Source organism: Frankia umida (assembly GCF_023242945.1).
GTDB classification, from domain to species: Bacteria; Actinomycetota; Actinomycetes; order Frankiales; family Frankiaceae; genus Frankia; species Frankia umida.
On record NZ_JALKFT010000002.1, the window covers coordinates 181,244 to 202,151 of the forward strand.

The following is a 20,908-nucleotide window of genomic DNA, read 5'->3' on the forward strand; positions in this document are numbered from 1 at the left end:
CCGATCCGATGGATCGGTACTCAGGCCGATCTGTGCGCGGGCAGGGAGCGCGCCAACGTGCGTACCGCGCGCAGTTGCAGGGCCCGCACGGCGCCCTCGTTGCGGCCCATCGCCAGCGCGGTCTCGCGCACCGACATCTCCTCGAGGAACCGCAGCGCGATGCACTCCCGCTGGTCCGGCCCCAGGCGTTGGATCGCTTCCAGCAGTTCCTGGCGGGTCAGGCCCGCGACGATCAGCTCCTCGGGGCCGGGCGTGACGTGCCGGTGGTCGCGGTCGGCGGCGGCGAGGATGTCCGCGGTCGGGATCTCGAAGCGACGCCGCGCGGAACGGGCCTGGTCAACCAGCAGATTGCGGGCGATGGTGATGAACCAGGCGCCGATGTCGCGGCCCTGCCAGGTGAAGGCACCAATCATCCGCAGTGCCCGGAGGAACGTTTCGCTGACGACGTCCTCGGCCGCCGCCGGATCACCGCCCACCCGGTAGAGCGCGTAGCGGAACACCCGATCGGCGTAGTGGTCGTAGAGCTCACCGAAGGCATCGCTGTCGCCCCGGCTGGCCCGGGCGACCAGGGCCGCCCAACGCTGGTCGGCGGGTTCGTGCCGGTCGGGTTCCGCGGCCGGGTCCGGTCCGCCCGCCGGGGCGGTCGAGCTGCTGGGGGCGTCCGGGCTGTCGCTGCTGCGGCCGGGGCGGTCCGGGCCGGGTATCGCGGCGGTGGGATCGGCGGCGGTGCGCTCCGCGGGTGCGTCGATGGGCGGTGACGCGCCCGTCGACGCCACCGAGGTGGCGAGCAGCCAGCGGCCGAGCCGGACGAGGCCAGGCAGGCCAACCCGGCCAACCCGGCCGACCGGTCGGCCGGTCGCGGGAGACAGCGCAGGGGCCGGTCGCACGTTCCGGCCTCGCCGTGCACTGGCAGGGCCGGCGGCGACGTTGGTGAACGTGCAGTCGGTCACAGTCCGGACTCCGGAGGTTCGGTCGCGCCAGGACGGCCGCGAGGCCTCGGTGGACAAGGACTCAGGTAGCTGAGTGTAGCTGTACCGCGTACGGGTGGCAGTCGGGGATCGCATCCGGGTCGCCCGCGGCCGCCCCGCACCGGCCCTCCCAAGCACGGCCTGGACCTACCATCGGGGGCATGAGACCCGACGGCCCAGGCTCCGCGGAACCGGACGGCGAGGCCCGCATCACGCTCCTGACCCGGGTGGGTTGCCACCTGTGTGACACCGCCCGCGACGCGATCATTCGCGTCGCGGCGCAGGAGGGGGTCGGCTGGCACGAGGTCGACGTCGACTCCGACGTCCGGCTCGCCGACGAGTACGGCGACCGGGTGCCGGTCACCCTGGTCGACGGCCGCGAGCACGGTTACTGGCGGGTGGAGCAGGAGCGGCTGCGCCAGGCCCTCGTCGGCGGCGGCCGATGGTCGATGCGTCCCAGCGGCCGTCCCTGATCCATGTCCAGAGCACTTTCGTGCACTTCGTGAATCGCTTCACGAAGTCGTACACTGCCCGACGACATCTGACTTGTGGTGCCGCACCTCGACGAGGATCGGCAAGGCCACGAAAGATGGGCCCGCGACTTCTGACGGGATCTCCCGTCCTCGCAGCGAGGGACGCGTGCCCGCAGATCGGAGCCGCGGATGAGCCAGCCACGGCGTCGCCCAGCGGTCATCAGGCGACGTGCGCGCAGTGAACCGGCGGCCAACCGATCATCGGTGCCGGAGGCGACGGTGGCCCGGCTCCCGCTCTACCTCCGCGTACTGACGACCATGGCGGATCATGGCGTGCACACTGTGTCGTCCGACACGCTGGCCGCCGCCACCGGGGTGACGTCGGCGAAAGTCCGCAAGGACCTGTCCTATCTGGGTTCCTACGGCACCCGTGGGGTGGGCTACGAGGTGGATGTCCTGCTGGACTGCATCGCCACGCGGCTCGGGCTCACCGAGGACCGTTCCGTCCTTCTGGTCGGGGTGGGCAATCTTGGCCATGCTCTCGCCGGTTACGGGGGGTTTCATGCGCGGGGTTTCCGTATCGTGGCTCTGGTCGACGCGGATCCCGACCGGGTCGGCGAGCGGGTCGGCGAGGTGGTCGTCCGTCCCGTCGACGAGCTGGAGCAGGTGATCGCCGAGTGTGCCGTCACGATCGGGGTGATCTGCACTCCGGCGGCTGCGGCACAACGGGTGTGTGACCGGCTGGTGGCCGTGGGGGTCACGAGCATTCTCAATTTCGCCCCCACGGTTCTGATGGTGCCGGAAGGGGTGGACGTGCGTAAGGTCGACCTCGCCGTGGAACTGCAGATCCTTTCGTTCCACGAGGCGCGCAAACGACCGGCGGCATCCGCCGCCGACGGGTCGTCCAGCCCCGCCCCGCCCGTGCGGACCGGCAAGGCCGCGGATTCCGCCACGACGGTCAGTGCCCGTGGCGCCCTCGAGGTCCACAGCGGAGCGCGGGCGCGGCCGCGGAGGTTGGCCGGGGCGGTGGGCGAACCGCGTCCGGGGCTGGCGACGACGCCGACGGCGGAGCCACCCGTCGCGGATCGCGACCGGCTGGGCGATCCGCCCCCGACGACAGCGGCACGTGGGGTGAACTCCCGGCCGGACAGGGTGACAAGCGAGACGGATGGGGTCGTGCGGGTGACTCGTCAAGCCGGACAGGCACGGCCGGCGCAGGTCGTGCACGAGATCGGACCGAGCTGGTCGGGGCAACCAGGCTGGCCGGGGCAACCAGGCTGGTCGGGGCAACCGACACCGCCGGTCCTGCCGCGCGGTGTGGTGGCCGCGCCGCCGATGTTCGCCGCCCGCCCGAGTGCCTCGGGTGGTCCGGGTGGGGAGTGGGCATGAGCCTGCTGGTCGTCGGACTCAACCACCGCACGGCGCCGACCTCCCTGCTGGAGCAGGCATCGGTCTCGCCCGCGGACACCCCCAAGGTCCTGCACGATCTGACGGCGGCCGCGCACGTGAACGAGGCGGTCGTGCTCTCCACCTGCAACCGCACCGAGTTCTACGCGGAGGTCGAGACCTTCCACGGCGGCGTCGCCGACATCTCCGACCAGCTGAGCCGGATCTGCGGCATCGACCTCGCCGACCTGGCCGCGCACCTCTACGTCCACCACGACGCGCGGGCGGTCGGGCACCTGTTCTCCGTCGTCTGCGGGCTCGACTCCATGCTGGTGGGCGAGTCCCAGATCCTCGGGCAGGTACGTGGCGCGTACCGGGCCGCGCAGGAGGCCGGGGGCAGTGGTGCCGCGCTGTCGGGCCTGTTCCAGGCGGCGCTGCGGGTCGGTAAGCGGGCCCATTCCGAGACGTCGATCGACGCCGCCGGTGCGTCCATCGTAGCGGTGGGCATCCAACTGGCCGCGGTGAGTCTCGGTGTCCTGGCGGAGACCCCGGTCGCACCCCTGACCGAGCCCGCCCAGCCCGCGCAGCCGCCGCTGGCGGGTGCCCGCGTGCTGCTCATCGGCGCGGGCGCGGTCGGCTCGCTGGCGGCGCAGACGGCGCGGCGTGCCGGAGCCAGCGACATCGTGATCGCCAACCGTACGGCGGCCCGGGCGGACCGGGTCGCGCAGCTGCACGGCGGGCGGGTCGTGAGCCTGTCGGACCTGCCGCACGAGATCATGCTGGCGGACCTGGTGATCTCCTCCACCGGTGCCGCGGGCCTGGTCGTCGACCAGGAGATGACGGCCGCCGGCCTCGCCGGGCGCGGTGGGCGACCCCTGGTCTTCCTCGACCTCGCGCTCCCGCACGACATCGACCCGGGCGTGCGTGAGCTGGCGGGGGTCAGCCTCATCGACATCGAGACGCTGCGGGTCGCCCTGGACGGGGCGCAGGTGGCGCACGACGTCGAGGCGGTCCGCGGGCTGGTCGCGGCCGAGGTCGCGGGATTCCTCGACCGGCGCCGCGCCGACCGGGTCGCGCCGACCGTGGTGGCGCTGCGCGCCCACGCCGACTCCGTCGTCGGCGCGGAGCTCGCCCGGTTGCGTACCCGCCTGCCTGACCTGGACAGTCGAGAGTGGGAACAGGTGCAGGGGGCGGTCCGCCGCGTCGTGGACAAGCTGCTGCACGCCCCGACCGTGCGCGTCCAGCAGCTGGCCGGCGCACCCGGCGGCGACTCCTACGCGGAGGCGTTGCGGGAACTGTTCGACCTGCCGCGCGAGGTACCCGCAGTGGTGTCCGCGCCCGATCTTGATCTTGTGGAGCATTCGTGACGGCGACCGACCCGACCAGCGACCACGTCGAACCCGCGAGGCGGCGCGCGCAGCTGCGCGCCCACTTCGCCGGGCGTCGACTGCGGCTGGGCACCCGCCGATCGGCGCTGGCGATGGCCCAGTCCGGGATGATCGCCGACCAGCTCCGCGCGCAGGTCGGCTGCGAGGTCGACCTGATCCCGATCGTCACGGCGGGCGACCGTTCGGCCGCGGAGATCAGCCAGATCGGTGGCACCGGCGTGTTCGTCAGCGCGCTGCGGGACGCGCTGCTGGCGCAGGAGATCGACCTCGCCGTGCACTCGTTGAAGGACCTGCCGACCGCGACCCCGCCCGGCCTCGTCCTGGCCGCCGTCCCGCCCCGGGAGGACACTCGGGATGTGCTGGTCTCACCCAGCGGCCGGCGGCTGCGGGAGCTCGGGCGCGGCGCTCGGGTCGCGACCGGGTCGCCGCGCCGTGCCGCGCAGCTGCGGGCGCTCAGGCTGGACCTTGACGTCGTCCCGATCCGCGGCAACGTCGACACCCGGATCAAGAAGGCCATCGACGGCGAGGTCGACGCGGTCGTGCTCGCCTACGCCGGGCTCGCCCGCCTCGACCGGCTCGACGCCGTCACCGAGGTCATCGACCCGGAGGTGATGCTGCCGGCGCCCGGCCAGGGGGCGCTCGCGATCGAGTGCGGCGGTGGTGGCGGGCTCGTGCTGGCCGGTCCGGGGCGGGTTCTGGTCGGCGCGCCGATGACCGAACGTGAAGGGGTGAACCGGGAGATCCAGGACGTGACGGCGGCGTGGCGCGCGTCTGCGGGATCGACCGGTGGCCAAACGTGGCCAGATCATGGTCAGCCCGTCGATGGTGCCCTCGCCGAGCTGCTACGGTTTGTGCTCGATGACGCATCGTCGTCCATCGCGGTGAGGGCCGAACGCGCGTTCCTCGCCGCGATCGAGGCCGGCTGCACCGCCCCGGTCGGCGCCCTGGCAGTGGCACAGCCGGCGCCGGTGGCGGACGCGGGCCTGGTGGGCGCCGGCTCAGTGGCAACGGCCGGTGATGCGTCCCCCGCGGGTCGACTGCGCCTGCGGGCGGTCGTCGCCGCGCCGGATGGCAGCACGGTCCTCCGGCGTGACGTGACCGGGTCCGCCGTCGACCCGGAGGCGCTCGGGCAGCGCCTCGCGGACGACATGCTGTCCGCCGGAGCACACTCGCTGATGGGAACTAGCTGAGCATGGCCACCCGACGCACGAAGAAGCCCGTCTCCCCGGTCGCACTGGTCGGCGCCGGTCCCCGCGACCCCGGGTTGTTGACGGTGCTCGCGGTCGAGACCCTGGCGGCGGCCGATCTCGTCGTCGCTGATCCCGACGTCGCACCCGCCGTGCTGGACCACCTCACCGCCGAGGTCCTGCGCATCGGTGACCTCGAGGCGTCGAAGCCGATCCGGGACGCCGAGGCCGCGACGGCCGCCGTGGTCAGCCGCGCCCGCGCCGGTGACCGGGTGGTCCGGCTCTACGCGTCCGACCCGTGGCTGACCCGGATCGGCGCCGCCGACGCCCAGGCGCTGGCGAAGGCCCGCATCCCCTACCGGGTGGTGCCCGGCATCCTCACCGGTGCGGCGGTCGCCACCTACGCCGGCGTCGCACCCGGCTCGCCGATCACGTTCGCCACCACTGCCGGTGACTTCTCCTCCTCGGGCACGCTGCCCGCGCCGTCGCCGTTCGGCGGCAGCGACCCGGTCGGGCCGCTGACCGCACCCGGTTTCGGCCGGCTCGGCGCCCGGCCGATGACCGGGCTGGGCAGCGGCCTCGGTGGGGGTCTGGGCAGCGGCTTCGGCTCGCCGCTGGGCCTGGGTGGCGGTGGTTTCGGTGGCTTCGGCGCTCCGCCGCCCGCCCCCGGCGACCTCGACTGGGGCGCCCTGGCGCAGACCCCGGGGACCCTCGTCATCACCGCGGCGCCGACCGAGACGGGCAAGGTCGTGGCCGCCCTGGTCGAACACGGCCGGCCCGGGGACACCCCGGTCGCCGTCACCGTCGATGGCACCACCACCGACCAGCGCACTGTCACCTCCACGCTGGACCGCCTCGAGGCCGACGTCGCGCCGCTGCTGAACGCCAGCCAGGCACCCGTCTCCCAGGTCGTCATCTCGGTCGGCCCGGTGGTCGCCACCCGCGCGAAGCTGTCCTGGTGGGAGACCCGCGCGCTGTTCGGCTGGACGGTGCTCGTCCCCCGCACCAAGGAGCAGGCGGCCACCCTGTCCGACCTGCTGCGTTCGCACGGCGCGAGTCCGCTGGAAGTGCCGACGATCGCCGTCGAGCCGCCGCGTACCGCGGCCCCGATGGAGCGGGCGATCACCGGCCTGGTCTCCGGGCGCTACCAGTGGGTGGCCTTCACCTCCGTGAACGCGGTGCGCGCCGTCCAGGAGAAGGTCGAGGAGCGCAGCCTGGACGCCCGGGCGTTCGCCGGGGTCAAGGTGGCCGCGATCGGCGAGGCCACGGCGGACGCGCTGCGGGCGTTCGGCATCCGACCGGACCTCGTCCCCACGGCGGCGCAGACCAGCGAGGGTCTGCTGGAGGACTGGCCGGACTTCGACGAGTCCCTCGACCTGCTTGACCGGGTGCTGCTGCCCCGGGCCGACATCGCCACCGAGACCCTCGTCGCGGGCCTGAAGGACCGCGGCTGGCAGGTCGACGACGTCACCGCCTACCGGACGGTGCGCGCCGCCCCGCCGCCCGCCCCGATCCGCGAGGCGCTCAAGGGCGGCCGGGTGGACGCGGTCGTGTTCACCTCCTCGTCCACCGTGCGCAACCTGGTCGGGATCGCGGGCAAGCCACACGAGACGACCGTGATCGCCGTGATCGGCCCGGCCACCGCCGCGACCGCCCAGGAACTCGGTCTGCGGGTGGACGTCCAGGCCCCGGAGGCGTCCATCCCGGCGCTGGTCGGCGCCCTGGCCGAGTTCGCCGCGGAACACCGCGAGGAACTCGGCAAGATCGGCCCGCTCGCCGCCCGCCTGCCCAAGCCGCGGCGCGGCGCCCGGCGGTGAGCGTGTCCGGGGGGCTGCCCGGCGGGCCGCTGGGGGACTGGTCGACGGCACGGCCCCGGCGCCTGCGGCGGACGCCCGCCCTGCGCCGGCTGGTCGCCGACGTCCGGGTGCACCCCGCCGACCTGGTGCTGCCGATGTTCGTCCGGGAAGGCGTGGACGAACCCGTCCCCATCTCCTCGATGCCCGGGGTCGTCCAGCACAGCCGTTCCTCGCTGCGCAGGGCCGCGGTGGAGGCGGTCGAGGCCGGTGTCGGCGGACTGATCCTGTTCGGGGTGCCGGCGGACAAGGACGCGCGCGGCTCGGGCGCCGACGATCCGGGCGGCATCGTCCAACTGGCGCTGGCGGATCTCGCCGGTGAGGTCGGCGGCGACGTCGTGCTGATGAGCGACCTCTGCCTGGACGAGTACACCGACCACGGACACTGCGGCCTGCTCACCGCCGACGGCGAGGTCGACAACGACGCCACGCTCGTGCGCTACGCCGAGATCGCCCTCGCCCAGGCCCGGGCCGGCGCCGAGGTCGTCGCGCCCAGCGGCATGATGGACGGCCAGGTCGCCGCGATCCGGGAGGCCCTGGACGGCGGGGGCTTCACCCACCTGCCGATCCTGGCCTACTCGGCGAAGTACGCATCGGCGTTCTACGGCCCGTTCCGCGAGGCCGCGCAGTGCGCGCCGCGGTTCGGCGACCGGGCCGGCTACCAGCAGGACCCGGCCCGGTCGGTGGGGGAGGCGCTGCGCGAGGTGGCGCTGGACCTCGCCGAGGGCGCGGACGCGGTGATGGTCAAGCCGGCGCTGGCCTACCTGGACATCCTGCGTGCGGTGGCCGACGCGGTGGACGTGCCGGTCGCCGCCTACCAGGTCTCCGGCGAGTACGCGATGATCGAGGCCGCCGCGGCCGCCGGTTGGATCGACCGCGACCGCATGATCGCCGAGACCATCACCGGCATCGCCCGTGCCGGCGCCGACATCATCCTGACCTACTGGGCCGTCGAGGTCGCCCGCGGCCTGCGGTCCACCCGCTGATCCCCTTGTCGTACTGATCCCCTGCCGCGCTGGCCCCTCGTGGCCAGATGGTGGGAGGCGGGCATCATGTCAATAAATTGGTACTTTCGCGGTTTATCGGACGACGGTGCTCCGTCCAAAGTGACGGTCGGTGTCCTGGCGGCCGCCGTCACGCGGATGCCCATCGTGGCGGACCGGCGTCACCATGTGGCCGCGGACCGTTGACGCAGGTGGCGGCAGGTGTCGTGACGCGCGCGGCTCGGGCCGGGGCGGGCGGACGCGTCAGGGTCGCAGGCGGCTCTGTCCGCGTCGGGGTCGTGACATCCGTCGCTTCGGATCTGGTACCCCCCGGGGGTAGTGGTGGACGATACGGGGGAGGGGTACCTTCGGCATGCCGGACGTGCCCGCCCGGGTGCTCCGCCCGGCGAGGACGTCGCCCGCGGAGCACGCTGACCGAAGACCGAGAAAGGGATGAGGGTCGCCGATGACCACCACTGCCTACACCGTGACCGGGATGAACTGCGGCCACTGCGTCCAGTCGGTGACCGAGGAGCTGGAGCGGCTGCCCTCGGTCTCGACCATCACGGTCGATCTGGCCGACGGTCGGGTCACCGTGGTCAGTGAGCAGGAGCTGGCCGACGGGGACGTCCGCGCCGCGATCTCGGAGGCCGGGTTCGAACTCGTCGGGCGCGCCTGACCGTGCCCGCCACCGACTCCACGCACCCTGACCGGGTGGAGCTCGCGATCGGCGGGATGACCTGCTCGTCCTGCGCGGCACGGGTGGAACGCAAGCTCAACCGGCTGGACGGCATCACCGCCACGGTCAACTACGCGACCGAGAAGGCCACCATCACCCGGGTCGCTCCCACCCTGAACACCGACATCCTGAACACCGACACCCTGAACACCGACATCCTGAACACCGACACGGCGGCGGCCGATGGTCAGGCGGCCAGCGGTCAGACCATCGGCGCCGAGCCCACCAGCCTCGGACTGTCCGTCGACGATCTGATCGCGGCCGTGCGTGCCGCCGGTTACACGGCGACGGCCGCACCGGCGTTCTCACCGGCAGCCCCGACAGCGGAGCCCACGGCCGGCGCCCAGCCGGACAGCCCCGCTGCCGACCGGGGCGGGGCCGATCCGGACAGGGTCGCCGAACCCGCCGGGCGGCCCGAGGCGGAACCCGGCGGCGCTGATCTGCGCCTGATGCGCCGCCGTCTGCTCGTCTCGGCGGTGCTGGCCGCGCCGGTGATCGCGCTGGCGATGGTCCCGGCCTGGCAGTTCGACTACTGGCAGTGGGTCAGCCTGGCCCTGACGGTGCCGGTGGTGACCTGGGGGGCCTGGCCGTTCCACGCGGCGGCGGCCCGGGGCGCCCGGCACGGCGCGGCGACCATGGACACCCTGGTCTCCCTCGGCACGCTCGCGGCCTTCTGCTGGTCGCTCTACGCGCTGGTCTTCGGCGGCGCCGGAGATCCCGGGATGCGCCATGGCTTCTCGTTCACCGGCGGCCTGGGCGACATCGGCACCCACCCCACCCCACCCGCCATGCCCGGTATGGACGACATGCCAGGCATGGCGAACATGCCGGGGATGACACCGGCCGGCGGGGCCGCCGGCGGCACGGACGACGCGGCGATCTATCTCGAGGTGGCCGCCGGTGTCCCGGTGTTCCTGCTGGCAGGGCGGTTCCTGGAGCTGCGGGCCCGCCGGCGTTCGGGGGCGGCGCTGCGCGCCCTGCTGCACCTGGGCGCGCGGGAGGTCACCATCCGCCGTCCCGCCGACGTGACGCGACCGGCCGCGCCAGCCGCGTCGGCGGACCGTCCTCAGGACACGTTCGTCGAGGTCCGGGTGCCGATCGAGGAACTTCGCATCGGCGCGGAGTTCGTCGTGCGACCCGGCGAGAAGATCGCGACCGACGGGGTCGTGGTCGAGGGGCGTTCCGCGGTCGACGCGAGCATGGTCACCGGGGAGTCGGTGCCGGTCGAGGTCGGACCGCAGGACGCCGTCGTCGGCGCGACCGTGAACGCCGGCGGGCGGCTGGTGGTGCGGGCGACCCGGGTCGGCGCCGACACGCAGCTCGCGCGGATCGGGCAGTTGGTGGAACAGGCCCAGAGCGGCAAGGCGAAGGTGCAACGGCTCGCCGACCGGGTCTCGGCCGTGTTCGTCCCGGTCGTGCTGGTGGCCTCCCTCATCACACTGGTGGCGTGGCTGGTTACCGGCGCGTCGACGACCGACGCGTTCACCGCGGCCGTGGCCGTACTGATCATCGCGTGCCCGTGCGCGCTGGGCCTGGCCACACCGACCGCGCTGCTGGTCGGCACCGGACGCGGCGCGCAGCTGGGCATCGTCATCCGAGGACCGGAGGTCCTCGAGTCGACCCGTCGCATCCAGGTCGTGCTGCTGGACAAGACCGGGACGCTCACCAGCGGCCGGATGCGGGTCACGGAGGTCCATCCGGCACCGGGGGAGGACGCCGCCCAGGTGCTGCGGATCGCCGGAGCCGCAGAGGACGGCAGCGAGCATCCGATCGGTCGGGCGATCGCGCGGGCCGCACGGGACGCGCGGGCCGACGCCACGCTGCCGCCGGCGACCGAGTTCGCCGGGGACGCGGGCCTGGGCGTGCGCGCGGTGGTCGAGGGCCATCGGGTGGTCGTCGGCCGGGACAGCCTGTTCGGCGAGCTTCCCCCCGTGCTCGCCGGGGCTCTGGCGGGCGAGCGGGAACTTGGCCGGACCGCCGTCGTCGTCGGCTGGGCCGGGCAGCCCCGCGGGCTGATCAGCGTCGCCGACACGGTGCGGCCCACCGCGGCCGCCGCGGTCGCCGACCTGCGCCGCCTCGGTCTGCGTCCGATCCTGCTGACCGGGGATTCGACGGCCGTCGCGCGGGCGGTGGCCACCGAGGTCGGCATCGCCGCCGGCGAGGTGATCTCCGAGGTGCTGCCCGAGGAGAAGGTCGCCGCGGTGCGCCAGCTCCAGCAGGACGGCCACACCGTCGCGATGGTCGGTGACGGGGTGAACGACGCGGCCGCGCTCGCCCAGGCCGATCTCGGCATCGCCATGGGCGGCGGGACGGACGCGGCGATCGAGGCCTCCGACCTCACCCTGGTGCACGGCGATCCACGGCTGATGGCCGACGCGATCCGGTTGTCCCGCGCCACCCTGCGCACGATCCGCGGCAACCTGATCTGGGCGTTCGGCTACAACGTCGCGGCTCTGCCGCTGGCCGCCGCCGGCCTGCTCAACCCGATGATCGCCGGCGCCGCGATGGCGTTCAGCTCGGTGTTCGTCGTGACCAACAGCCTGCGCCTGCGCCGCTTCCGCCCGACTCCGCCGTAGCCCCCGCCCGCCGAGCCGGCCCCGCTGGGCTGGTCCGGCGCGCGGGGCCGGTCCGGCGGGTCCGCCGGCTGGCGGACTCAGGTCTTGGCCAGCTCCAGCCGGGGGAAGACCGGCGTGGGCTCGGCCACCTGGTCGCCGCCGTCGCCGCACTGGGCGGCGATGCGCGCGGCCGCCTCCGGGAGGAACGCGACCAGGCGCGTCGCGATCTCACGGCAGGTGGCGACCAGTTCCGCGAGTACGGCGTCGAGGGCGGCGGGGGGCGCGTCCTGCTTGCGTTCGGCCTTCGCCAGCTCCCAGGGACGGGCCGCCTCGACGTAACGGTTGCCCTCGTCGCCGATCGCGGTGATCGCCTCGGCGGCCCGCCGGTAGTCGAACGCGGTGAAGGCGGCGTCGATCGCGGCGGGCGCGTCCGCGCGCGCCCTGCGCAGGGCGGCCGCGCCCGGATTGTCCGCGGGGACCGGGGGGATCACCCCGTCCCGGTAGCGGCGGACCATCGACACCGTGCGGTTGACCAGGTTGCCGATGTTGTTCGCGAGATCCTCGTTCGCCCGGTTGACCAGACGCTCGGTGGTGTAGTCGGTGTCGCCGCTTCGGGCCACGTCACTGAGCATCCACCAGCGCAGCGCGTCGGAACCGTAGGCGGCGACGATGTCGGCCGGGTCCTCGGCGTTGCCGGCCGACTTGGAGATCTTCATCCCGTCGGCGGTCAGGTACTCGTGGACGAAGATGGTGTCCGGCAGCCGCACGCCCGCGGAGAGCAGCATCGCCGGCCAGTAGACGGCGTGGAAGCGGATGATGCCCTTGCCGATGACATGCACCCGCGCGTCACTGCTCGTCCACCAGTGGTCGAAACTCGCCTCGTCCGTACCGTAGCCGGGGGCGGTGATGTAGTTGCCGAGCGCGTCGAACCAGACGTAGATGACCTGGTCGGGGTCGCCGGGCACCGGGATGCCCCAGCCCCGCGCGCGGGTCATGCTCCGCGAGGCGCTGAAGTCCTCCAACCCCGCCTCGATGAACGACAGCACCTCACGCTTGCGGGTGGCGGGCTCGATGCGCAGCCGGTCGGTGGAGATGAGCTCGTGCAGCTGGTCGGCGTAGCGGCTGAGCCGGAAGAACCAGTTGCTCTCCTCGACCAGGTCCGGGACGGTGCCGTGCTCCGGGCAGCGCCCGTCGACCAGCTCGTCCTCGCCGTAGAACTGCTCGCAGCCGACGCAGTACAGGCCCGCGTAGCTCTTGCGGTAGAAGTCGCCGGCTTCGGCGCACGCCGCCCACAGCTTCTCCACCCCGGGCCGGTGCCGCGGGTCGGTGCTGGTCTTGATGAAGTCGTCGAAGGACAGGTCCAGCGGTTCGCGCAGCGAGATGAACCGGGCCGCCACCCGCTCGACGTACTCCACCGGGGTGATGCCCTCGGCCTCGGCGCTCTGGACGTTCTTCAGCGCGTTGTCGTCGGTGCCGGTCTGCAACCGGACCTCCTCGCCGCGCGCCCGCAGGTGGCGAGCGTAGGCGTCGGTCTCGACCAGCTCCAGCGCGTGCCCCACGTGTGGTTTGCCGTTGACGTACGGGATGGCCGTCGTCACGAAGTAGCGACCCATCGGTTTCGGATCCTCCCGCCCCGCCGCGGCCTCACCCGAGGAGGCTCCGCCCGGGGCCTCATCGGTGGTCTGTCAGGACGCGCGCAAGAGGCCGGATGGCATGTGCATCAGCATCATCCGGCTGCTCGTCGCCTCGGCGTTGACCCGTGTCGTCGACACAGCCAGATCCTACGCCGCGCCGGATGACGCACAGGTGCGACGGACTGGCAGCTGCGATCATGCCGCATTGATCATTTTGGGTTACCGTCCCAGGCCATGGGACCAGCACCCACCCACAGCCACGATCACCCCCACGGCCATCCCCATGCCCGTTCTCATCTGGACGGGTCCACCCGATGGTGGCCACGGCTGCGCCACCGGCTCTCGGATCCGTTCGGCGGGCATCTGTTCGGGAGCCACAGCCATGACAGCGCCGACCAGATCGACGACGCGCTCGAGGCGGACGCGGCCGGCCGGCGGGCGCTGCTGATCAGCCTGGGTGGTCTGGCGGTGACCGCGGCCGCGCAGGCGATCGTGGTGGTGCTGTCCGGGTCGGTGGCGCTGCTCGGCGACACGCTGCACAACGTCGCCGACGCGCTCACCGCGGTACCGCTGCTGATCGCGTTCACGGTGGCCCGCCGCCCGGCGACCGACCGTTTCACCTACGGCTACGGACGGGCCGAGGACCTCGCCGGCCTCGCCGTCCTGGCGATGATCACGCTGTCGAGCGGGGTCGCGGCCTACGCGGCGATCGACCGGCTGCTGCACCCCCAGCAGATCGATCAGCTCGGCGCGGTGGCGGCCGCCGGTCTGATCGGCTTCGTCGGCAACGAGATCGTGGCCCGCTACCGGATCGGGGTGGGACGCCGCATCGGATCGGCGGCGCTGGTCGCCGACGGCCTGCACGCCCGCACCGACGGGTTCACCAGTCTCGCGGTTCTGCTCGGCGCCGCCGGCGTGGCGGCCGGCTGGAGAGGGGCCGATCCGGTGATCGGCCTGGTGATCACCGTGGCGATCCTCGGGGTGCTGCGTTCGGCCGCCCGCGTCGTCGGTGCCCGGCTCATGGACGCCGTCGACCCGGCGATCGTCGCCGAGGCCACCCGCACCCTGCTGCACACCCCCGGCGTCGAGGCCATCCGCGAGCTGCGCATCCGCTGGATCGGCCACAGCCTGCGCGCCGAGGTCGACGTCACCGTGGACGCCACCCTCACCCTGGCCGCCGCCCACGACGTCGCCCATGCCGCCCAGGCCCATCTGCTGCACCACATCCGCCGGCTGTCCGCGGCGACCATCCACACCAGCCCGCGGACGGCCGCTCCCCGACACTGACCCCGCCGGCCGACACTGACCCCGCCGGCCGACACTGACCCCGCCGGCCGATGTCGAGAACACGGCGGCGGCTCCGTCCCAGGGCATGAAAGGCCAGGGTTGTCGGGTGACCGGAGGTGGCGGGTGATCAGGGGCATGGTGGACGAGTCGTTGCTGCGGGAGCTGGTGCCCACGGTGATCGGCGTCCTCGTCCGACGCGGGGCGGATTTCGCATCGGCCGAGGACGCCGTGCAGGAGGCGCTGATCCGAGCGCTCGAGACCTGGCCCGAGGATTCCCCGCGGGGCCCGAAGGCGTGGCTGGTCACGGTCGCGTGGCGGCGTTTCCTCGACGCGACGAGGGCCGAGGCGTCCCGACGTGGACGCGAACAGGTCGTCGACTCCGAGCCGGAGGTGGGCCCGGTGCCCGCCACCGACGACACCCTGCGCCTCTACTTCCTGTGCGCGTCGCCGGTGCTGGCGCCGGCGTCGGCCGTCGCGTTGACGCTGCGTGCGGTGGGCGGCCTGACCACCCGGCAGATCGCGTCGGCCTACCTCGTCCCCGAGGCGACCATGGCGCAGCGCATCAGCCGGGCGAAACGGCGTATCGCCGGCCTCCCCCTGGACACCGCCGGTGGCCTCGCGACCGTGCTACGGGTGCTCTACCTCGTCTTCAACGAGGGCTACGGCGGGGACGTCGACCTCGCCGCCGAGGCGATCCGGCTGACCCGCCAGCTCGCCGAGCTGACCGACGAGCCCGAGGTGGCGGGTCTGCTCGCGCTCATGCTGCTGCACCATGCCCGCAGGGCGTCGCGGACCGGCCCGTCCGGCGACCTGGTGCCACTCGCGGACCAGGACCGTACCCGCTGGGACACGGCCGCGATCGCCGAAGGTGTGACGATCCTGCAACACGCCCTGGCCCGTGATCAGCTGGGCGAGTACCAGGCGCAGGCCGCGATCGCGGCCCTGCACGCGGACGCCCCCAGCACCGCCGAAACCGACTGGGTACAGATCGTCGAGTGGTACGACGAACTGCTGCGCCTGACCGACAGCCCGGTGGTCCGCCTCAACCGAGCCGTGGCCCTGGGCGAGGCCGACGGCCCACAGGCCGGCCTGGCCGCCCTCGCCGCCGTACCCCCCGACCTGCCCAGATACGCCGCCACCTCGGCCTACCTGCACGAACGCGCCGGCGACCTGGCCCACGCCGCGGACCTCTACGCGCAGGCCGCCCACGCCGCCACCAGCGTGGCCGAACGCGACCACCTCACCCGCCAGGCCGCCCGCACCCGCCACCACCTGACCCCGCCGCCCTGACCCGCCGCCCTGACCCGCCGCTCGCGGTCCGGGCGGTTCCGCGGAACACCTGTCTCCGGCCAGGGGCGTCGGTGGCGGCGTCGGACTCGCATCCGCCGCACATGTTCCACGCAGGCGACTCACACGTAAGCCTGATGTTCTCGGCCTACCGGTGCATCCAGAACGCACCGGTGCACCTGTGCCGAAGGGAGCCTCCACGATGAGCCGAACGTCCCAGGCGCCGTCCGTCGAGTCCGTGCCGCGGCTGGCGGCGGTGCCGCTCGCGGTACCGGGGCCCGCGGACAACGCGATCGTGGCGCTGCGGCGGTTGCGGGCCGATCCGCTTGGGCGGCTCACCGAACTGGCTCGCGAGCATGGTCCGGTGGTGCGGGTGGCGAGCTGGCCGGTGTCGGCGTATCTCGTCGCCGAGCCGGACGCGATCGCCGACGTGCTGGTCAGCGGGCACCGGGCCTATGGCAAGGGAGCGGTGCGGCGCGGGCCGGCGGGCCGGCGCACGGTGGTGCAGCCGCTGACATTGCTGCTCGGCGAGGGGCTGCTGACCAGCGCGGGGGACGTCCACCGGCGACAGCGCCGGCTGATCCAGCCGCTGTTCCATCGGCAGCGCATCGCCGGTCACGCCGCGACCTTCGCGCGGATCGCCGAGCGCAGGGCCGCCACCTGGCGCGACGGCCAGCGTCTTGACGTGCACGCCGAGATGACCGAGATGACCCTGGCGATCGTCGCCCGGACCCTGTTCGACGTCGACCTGGACAGCGAGGTCGTGGACATCGTCCGCACCACGATCGACCTGACGATGCCGGCGGCCCGCCGGGCCGGACTACCCGGTTTCACAGCCCTGGAGCGGCTGCCGCTTCCCGCGTCCAGGGCCCGTCGGGACGCGCGCGCCGCACTGGACCAGGCGATCCACGCGATGATCGCCGCCCGCCGAGCCGCCGGGGCCACCGGCGACGATCTGCTGTCCCTGCTGCTGGCCGCCCGCGACGACGAAACCGGCGCGCCGATGAGCGACGAGCAGATCCGGGACGAGGCGCTCACCCTGCTGCTGGCCGGACATGAGACCACCGCGAACGCCCTGGCCTGGACGTTTCACCTGCTGGGACGGGACGCCGCCGTCCGCGCCGCGTTGCACGCGGAGCTGGACGAGGTCCTCGGCGAGCGGTGCCCGACCATGGACGACCTGACCCGACTGCCCTGTACGAACGCCGTCCTCGCCGAGGCGATGCGGCTGTACCCGCCCGTCTGGGCGATGGGACGGCACCTGTTGGCCGACCGGGACATCGCCGGCTACCGCCTGCCCGCCGGCTCCACTCTCATCCTCAGCCAGTGGGTGGTGCACCGCGACGAACGCTGGTGGCCGCGGCCGGAGGTCTTCGACCCCACCCGCTGGACGGGCCAGTCGGGCCAGTCGGGCCGGCCGCGGTTCGCGTACTTCCCGTTCGGTGGGGGGCCGCGTCAGTGCATCGGCAACACGTTCGCTCTGGCCGAGGGCGCGCTCGCGCTGGCCGCGATCTCCCGGCACTGGTCGCTGGCCCCGGTGCCGGGCACCGATGTGGTGCCTGTCCCGCAGGTCACTCTTCGCCCGGCTGGTGGGCTGCCGATGACCGTCCACCGCCGTCATGGTCGTGCGGAACAAGGGTGACTCTTGTCATGGCGGGTCGGTGTCTGGGGTGAGGATGCGCTGAACAGGCGGCATTGCCGGCGCCGCAGGCCACGGCGTGGGCCACGGCGCGGGCCCCCGATCGGGCGAGGCGGCACCGCCCCTCGGTAGGGTCAACCAGGAACATTGCGGCCTGCCGGACGATATCAGGGCAACACGGTCATAAAGCCTGATTCCCGGCGTGTGGCGCACAGACCGCCGCCGGTGGGCGGCCGGGGCAGACCCCCGTCCGCCGGCGGCCTGAGCCCGTCGGTGCTGGTGGCGCCCATCCGGGCCAGGCGGAGACCGGCGGCACGTCCATGCGGGGCGCGAACTGTCGTAGGGACCTGCGAGGATCGGGGCATGGTGGTTCCCTCCGCCGCGCCGGCCTCCGAGGAGCTGTTCCGGCGCGCCGAGCGTGTTGTTCCCGGCGGGGTCAACTCGCCTGTCCGAGCCTTTCGTGCCGTGGGTGGCAGCCCGCGCTTCATGGTCTCCGGTGACGGTCCCTATCTCACCGATGCCGACGGCCGTACCTACGTCGATCTGGTCTGCTCCTGGGGGCCGATGATCCTCGGCCACGCGCACCCGGCCGTGGTCGAGGCGGTGTCGCGGGCGGTCACCGCCGGCACCAGCTTCGGCACGCCGACGCCCGGCGAGGTCGAACTCGCCGAGCTGATCGTGGAGCGGGTCGGGCCGGTGGAGAAGGTCCGGCTGGTCAACTCGGGCACCGAGGCGACCATGAGTGCCGTGCGGCTCGCCCGTGGCTTCACCAACCGTGCGACGATCATCAAGTTCGCCGGCTGCTACCACGGGCACGTCGACGCGCTGCTCGCCGCCGCGGGCTCGGGCCTGGCCACCTTCGGCCTGCCCGACACCCCGGGCGTGACCGGCACCGCTACCGCCGACACGATCGTGCTGCCCTACAACGACCTCGCCGCGGTCGAGGCGGTCTTCGCCGAGCGGGGCGCCACGATCGCCGCCGTCATCACCGAGGCCGCCGCGGCCAACATGGGCGTCGTCCCGCCGCTGCCGGGCTTCAACGCGGGCCTGCGCCGGCTGTGCGACATCCACGGCGCACTGCTGATTCTGGACGAGGTGATGACCGGCTTCCGGATCTCCCGGGCCGGCTGGTGGGGCATCGAGGGCGACCTTGAGGACTGGTCGCCGGATCTGTTCACCTTCGGCAAGGTGATGGGTGGTGGGCTGCCCGCGGCGGCGTTCGGCGGGCGGGCCGACGTGATGTCACGGCTGGCTCCCGCCGGGCCCGTCTACCAGGCCGGCACGCTGTCCGGGAACCCGATCGCGGTCGCCGCCGGCCTTGCCACCCTGCGGGCCTGCACCGACGAGGTGTACGCGACAGTGGATGCCCGCGCCGCTGACGTCGCCGGCATCGTGTCCACGGCGCTCACCGAACAGGGCGTGGCGCACCTGCCGGCCAGCGCCGGCTCGTTGTTCAGCTTCTTCTTCACCGACGCCACCGCCGTGATCGACTACGCCGGTGCCCAGGCGCAGAACGCCGCCCGTTACGCCGCGTTCTTCCACAGCATGCTCGACGCCGGCATCTACCTGCCGCCGTCGGCGTTCGAGGCCTGGTTCGTCTCCGCCGCCCACGACGACGTCGTGCTCGAGCGGATCGCCGCCGCCGCCCCGGCCGCCGCCCGTGCCGCCGCCGCCGTCCCCGACGCCACCCCGGTCGCCGCCGGAGGCGCGTCGTGACGCCCCTGGACGGGCGCACCCGGGTGCATCTGGTCCGCCACGGTGAGGTGTTCAACCCGGGCAAGGTGCTCTACGGTCGGCTGCCCGGCTTCGGCCTGTCCGACAACGGGCACCGCCAGGCCAAAATCACCGCGGAGCACCTCGCCGACCTCGACATCGCCGCCGTCGTGGCGAGCCCTCTGGACCGCGCCCAGCAGACCGCCGGGCCGATCGCCGCCGCCCACAACCTGCCCGTCGGCGTCGATCCGCGCCTCATCGAAAGCCGTAACGCGTTCGAGGGCCGCACCTTCGAGGCCGGCCCGGCGGCCCTGAGCCGCCCCGCCATGTGGCCGCTGCTGCGCAATCCGTTCCGGCCGTCCTGGGGGGAGCCCTACACCGAGATCGCGCAGCGCATGCTCGCCGCCGTCGCCGACTGGCGCGACCAGTACCCCGGCCGCCACATCGTGCTGGTCAGCCACCAGCTCCCGGTGTGGACGGCCCGGCGCGCCCTGGAGGGCGTCCACCTGTGGCACCGTCCCGACCGGCGCCAGTGCGCCCTGGCCAGCGTCACCACCGCGGTCTACCAGGGCAGCCAGCTCGTCGGCGTCGAGTACGCCGAGCCCAACGGCCCGACGGGCAACACGCCCGGTTCGGTCGGCGCCTGAGCGCGGTGGGCGCCCACCCGGGCCTGACCGGCATCCTGTCGGCGTTGCGCTGCCCGGTGTGCGCCGGCGAGCTGGGCGGTGCTGGTGCGGGTGCGGGTGAGGTGTGCTGCGCGGCGGGGCACAGCTTCGACCTTGGCCGCGGTGGCTACCTCAGCCTGCGCGGCGGCCGGTCACGGCGGATCACCGGCGACACCTCGGCGATGGTGGCCGCCCGCGCCGCCTTCCTGGACGCCGGGTACTACGCGCCGCTGACCGCCCGGCTTGGCGCACTCACCGCCGCGGCCCGCGCCGACGGCCGGGCCGCACCGACGATCCTGGAGATCGGTGCCGGCACCGGCCACCACCTGGCCGGCGTGCTGACCGCCCTGGAGCACGGCGCCCTGGAGCAGGGTGCTCGAGGGCACCGTGCCCGTGGGATCGCGGTGGACGTGGCGCCACCGGCGTTGCGTCGCGCGGCTCGGGCGCATCCGCGAATCGGGGCAGTCTCCTTCGACGCCGCCGAACAGTGGCCCGTCGCGGACGGCCAGGTGGACGTGCTGCTCGACGTGTTCGCCCCGCGTCATCCGGGTGAGATGCGCCGGGTGCTGCGCCCGGGCGGGCTGCTGCTCGTCGTCACACCCGGACCCGCGCATCTCGCCGAGCTGAGGGGCCCGCTCGGTCTGGTCGGCCTGCACCCCGACAAGGACGGCCAGCTCGCGGGACGGCTCACCGAACAGTTCAGCCCCGGCCCGGTCGAGCAGCTGGACGTCCCGCTCACACTCCCGGTCACCGCCGCCGTCGACCTCGCCCTGATGGGTCCCACCGGCCACCATCGCACCCGCGACGACCTGTGTCAGGCCGCCGCCGCGGCCTGGGGGAGCGACCTCGAGAGCGCCACCGTGCCCGTCACCGCGAGCTTCCGGCTGCACCCGTTCCACGCCGGGTCGCCCGGACTGGCCGGTTCGATCAGGGCGGCATGGTAGCCGGCGGCCGCGGCTGCTGACACCGGCGCGGCCGTGGGGAACCACACGCGCACCGGTGGGTACTCGCGCCTACGCTGAGTCGAGTTCTACAGTTGGTCGTAGTTCTACAGTGGGTCGTAGACGGGTGCGGGAGCCGAGAGGGGCAGGGCACATACTGGTGCGCGTGGCAGAGATGGGACGGCGGTTCAGATCAGCTGATGGTCCGGA

The 20,908-nt window shown here is 73.4% G+C and carries 16 protein-coding genes; 14 read left to right on the forward strand and 2 right to left on the reverse strand.

The genetic code is table 11. The annotated features are described in order from the left end of the window. Positions 1–20: 20 nt before the first annotated feature. On the reverse strand, positions 21–950 hold the full coding sequence (locus tag MXD59_RS02975; protein ID WP_248823346.1) for a sigma-70 family RNA polymerase sigma factor: 930 nt from the start codon (positions 948–950) through the stop codon (positions 21–23). A 179-nt stretch (positions 951–1,129) separates the two neighbouring features. Here MXD59_RS02975 and MXD59_RS02980 point away from each other — a divergent pair, with 179 nt between their 5' ends. The 8 genes from MXD59_RS02980 (at position 1,130) to MXD59_RS03015 (ending at position 11,553) form a co-directional block, all read left to right on the forward strand. Next, entirely contained in the window at positions 1,130–1,441 is a 312-nt protein-coding gene (locus tag MXD59_RS02980) for a glutaredoxin family protein (RefSeq protein ID WP_248823347.1), read from the forward strand. Positions 1,442–1,630: 189 nt separating this feature from the next. Continuing rightward, positions 1,631–2,830, forward strand: coding sequence for a redox-sensing transcriptional repressor Rex (locus tag MXD59_RS27700; protein WP_248823348.1), 1,200 nt, complete (start codon positions 1,631–1,633; stop codon positions 2,828–2,830). Continuing rightward, entirely contained in the window at positions 2,827–4,194 is a 1,368-nt protein-coding gene (locus tag MXD59_RS02990; RefSeq protein ID WP_248823349.1) for a glutamyl-tRNA reductase, read from the forward strand. The genes MXD59_RS27700 and MXD59_RS02990 overlap by 4 nt, the downstream gene beginning before the upstream one ends. Next, positions 4,191–5,405 carry a hydroxymethylbilane synthase gene (hemC, locus tag MXD59_RS02995; RefSeq protein ID WP_248823350.1) on the forward strand — a complete coding sequence of 405 codons (1,215 nt, stop codon included), beginning with the start codon at positions 4,191–4,193 and terminating at the stop codon, positions 5,403–5,405. The genes MXD59_RS02990 and hemC overlap by 4 nt, the downstream gene beginning before the upstream one ends. A 2-nt stretch (positions 5,406–5,407) precedes the next feature. After that, positions 5,408–7,219, forward strand: coding sequence for a bifunctional uroporphyrinogen-III C-methyltransferase/uroporphyrinogen-III synthase (locus MXD59_RS03000; protein WP_248823351.1), 1,812 nt, complete (start codon positions 5,408–5,410; stop codon positions 7,217–7,219). Next, positions 7,216–8,241 carry a porphobilinogen synthase gene (gene hemB, locus MXD59_RS03005; RefSeq protein ID WP_248823352.1) on the forward strand — a complete coding sequence of 342 codons (1,026 nt, stop codon included), beginning with the start codon at positions 7,216–7,218 and terminating at the stop codon, positions 8,239–8,241. The genes MXD59_RS03000 and hemB overlap by 4 nt, the downstream gene beginning before the upstream one ends. Before the next feature lie 463 nt (positions 8,242–8,704). Continuing rightward, entirely contained in the window at positions 8,705–8,917 is a 213-nt protein-coding gene (locus MXD59_RS03010) for a heavy-metal-associated domain-containing protein (protein WP_248815386.1), read from the forward strand. Beyond that, on the forward strand, positions 8,914–11,553 hold the full coding sequence (locus MXD59_RS03015) for a heavy metal translocating P-type ATPase (protein ID WP_283096308.1): 2,640 nt from the start codon (positions 8,914–8,916) through the stop codon (positions 11,551–11,553). The genes MXD59_RS03010 and MXD59_RS03015 overlap by 4 nt, the downstream gene beginning before the upstream one ends. Before the next feature lie 77 nt (positions 11,554–11,630). Here the strand turns inward: MXD59_RS03015 and MXD59_RS03020 are convergent, their stop codons facing one another. After that, positions 11,631–13,145 carry a methionine--tRNA ligase gene (locus MXD59_RS03020; protein ID WP_248823353.1) on the reverse strand — a complete coding sequence of 505 codons (1,515 nt, stop codon included), beginning with the start codon at positions 13,143–13,145 and terminating at the stop codon, positions 11,631–11,633. 255 nt (positions 13,146–13,400) lie between these two features. Between MXD59_RS03020 and MXD59_RS03025 the strand changes: the two genes are divergently transcribed. The 6 genes from MXD59_RS03025 (at position 13,401) to MXD59_RS03050 (ending at position 20,701) form a co-directional block, all read left to right on the forward strand. Further along, complete coding sequence (locus tag MXD59_RS03025) at positions 13,401–14,453, forward strand: cation diffusion facilitator family transporter (RefSeq protein WP_248823354.1); 1,053 nt, start codon at positions 13,401–13,403, stop codon at positions 14,451–14,453. 135 nt (positions 14,454–14,588) lie between these two features. Continuing rightward, positions 14,589–15,743, forward strand: a complete 1,155-nt coding sequence (locus MXD59_RS03030) for an RNA polymerase sigma factor (protein WP_248823355.1) — start codon at positions 14,589–14,591, stop codon at positions 15,741–15,743. Positions 15,744–15,942: 199 nt separating this feature from the next. Next, positions 15,943–17,382, forward strand: a complete 1,440-nt coding sequence (locus MXD59_RS03035) for a cytochrome P450 (RefSeq protein ID WP_248823356.1) — start codon at positions 15,943–15,945, stop codon at positions 17,380–17,382. A 360-nt stretch (positions 17,383–17,742) separates the two neighbouring features. Beyond that, entirely contained in the window at positions 17,743–19,095 is a 1,353-nt protein-coding gene (hemL, locus tag MXD59_RS03040; protein ID WP_248823357.1) for a glutamate-1-semialdehyde 2,1-aminomutase, read from the forward strand. Then, the gene (locus tag MXD59_RS03045; RefSeq protein WP_248823358.1) at positions 19,092–19,739 is read left to right on the forward strand and encodes a histidine phosphatase family protein; all 648 of its coding nucleotides are present in this window, start codon (positions 19,092–19,094) and stop codon (positions 19,737–19,739) included. The genes hemL and MXD59_RS03045 overlap by 4 nt, the downstream gene beginning before the upstream one ends. Positions 19,740–19,744: 5 nt before the next feature. After that, positions 19,745–20,701, forward strand: a complete 957-nt coding sequence (locus tag MXD59_RS03050; protein ID WP_248823359.1) for a methyltransferase domain-containing protein — start codon at positions 19,745–19,747, stop codon at positions 20,699–20,701. Positions 20,702–20,908: the final 207 nt, after the last annotated feature.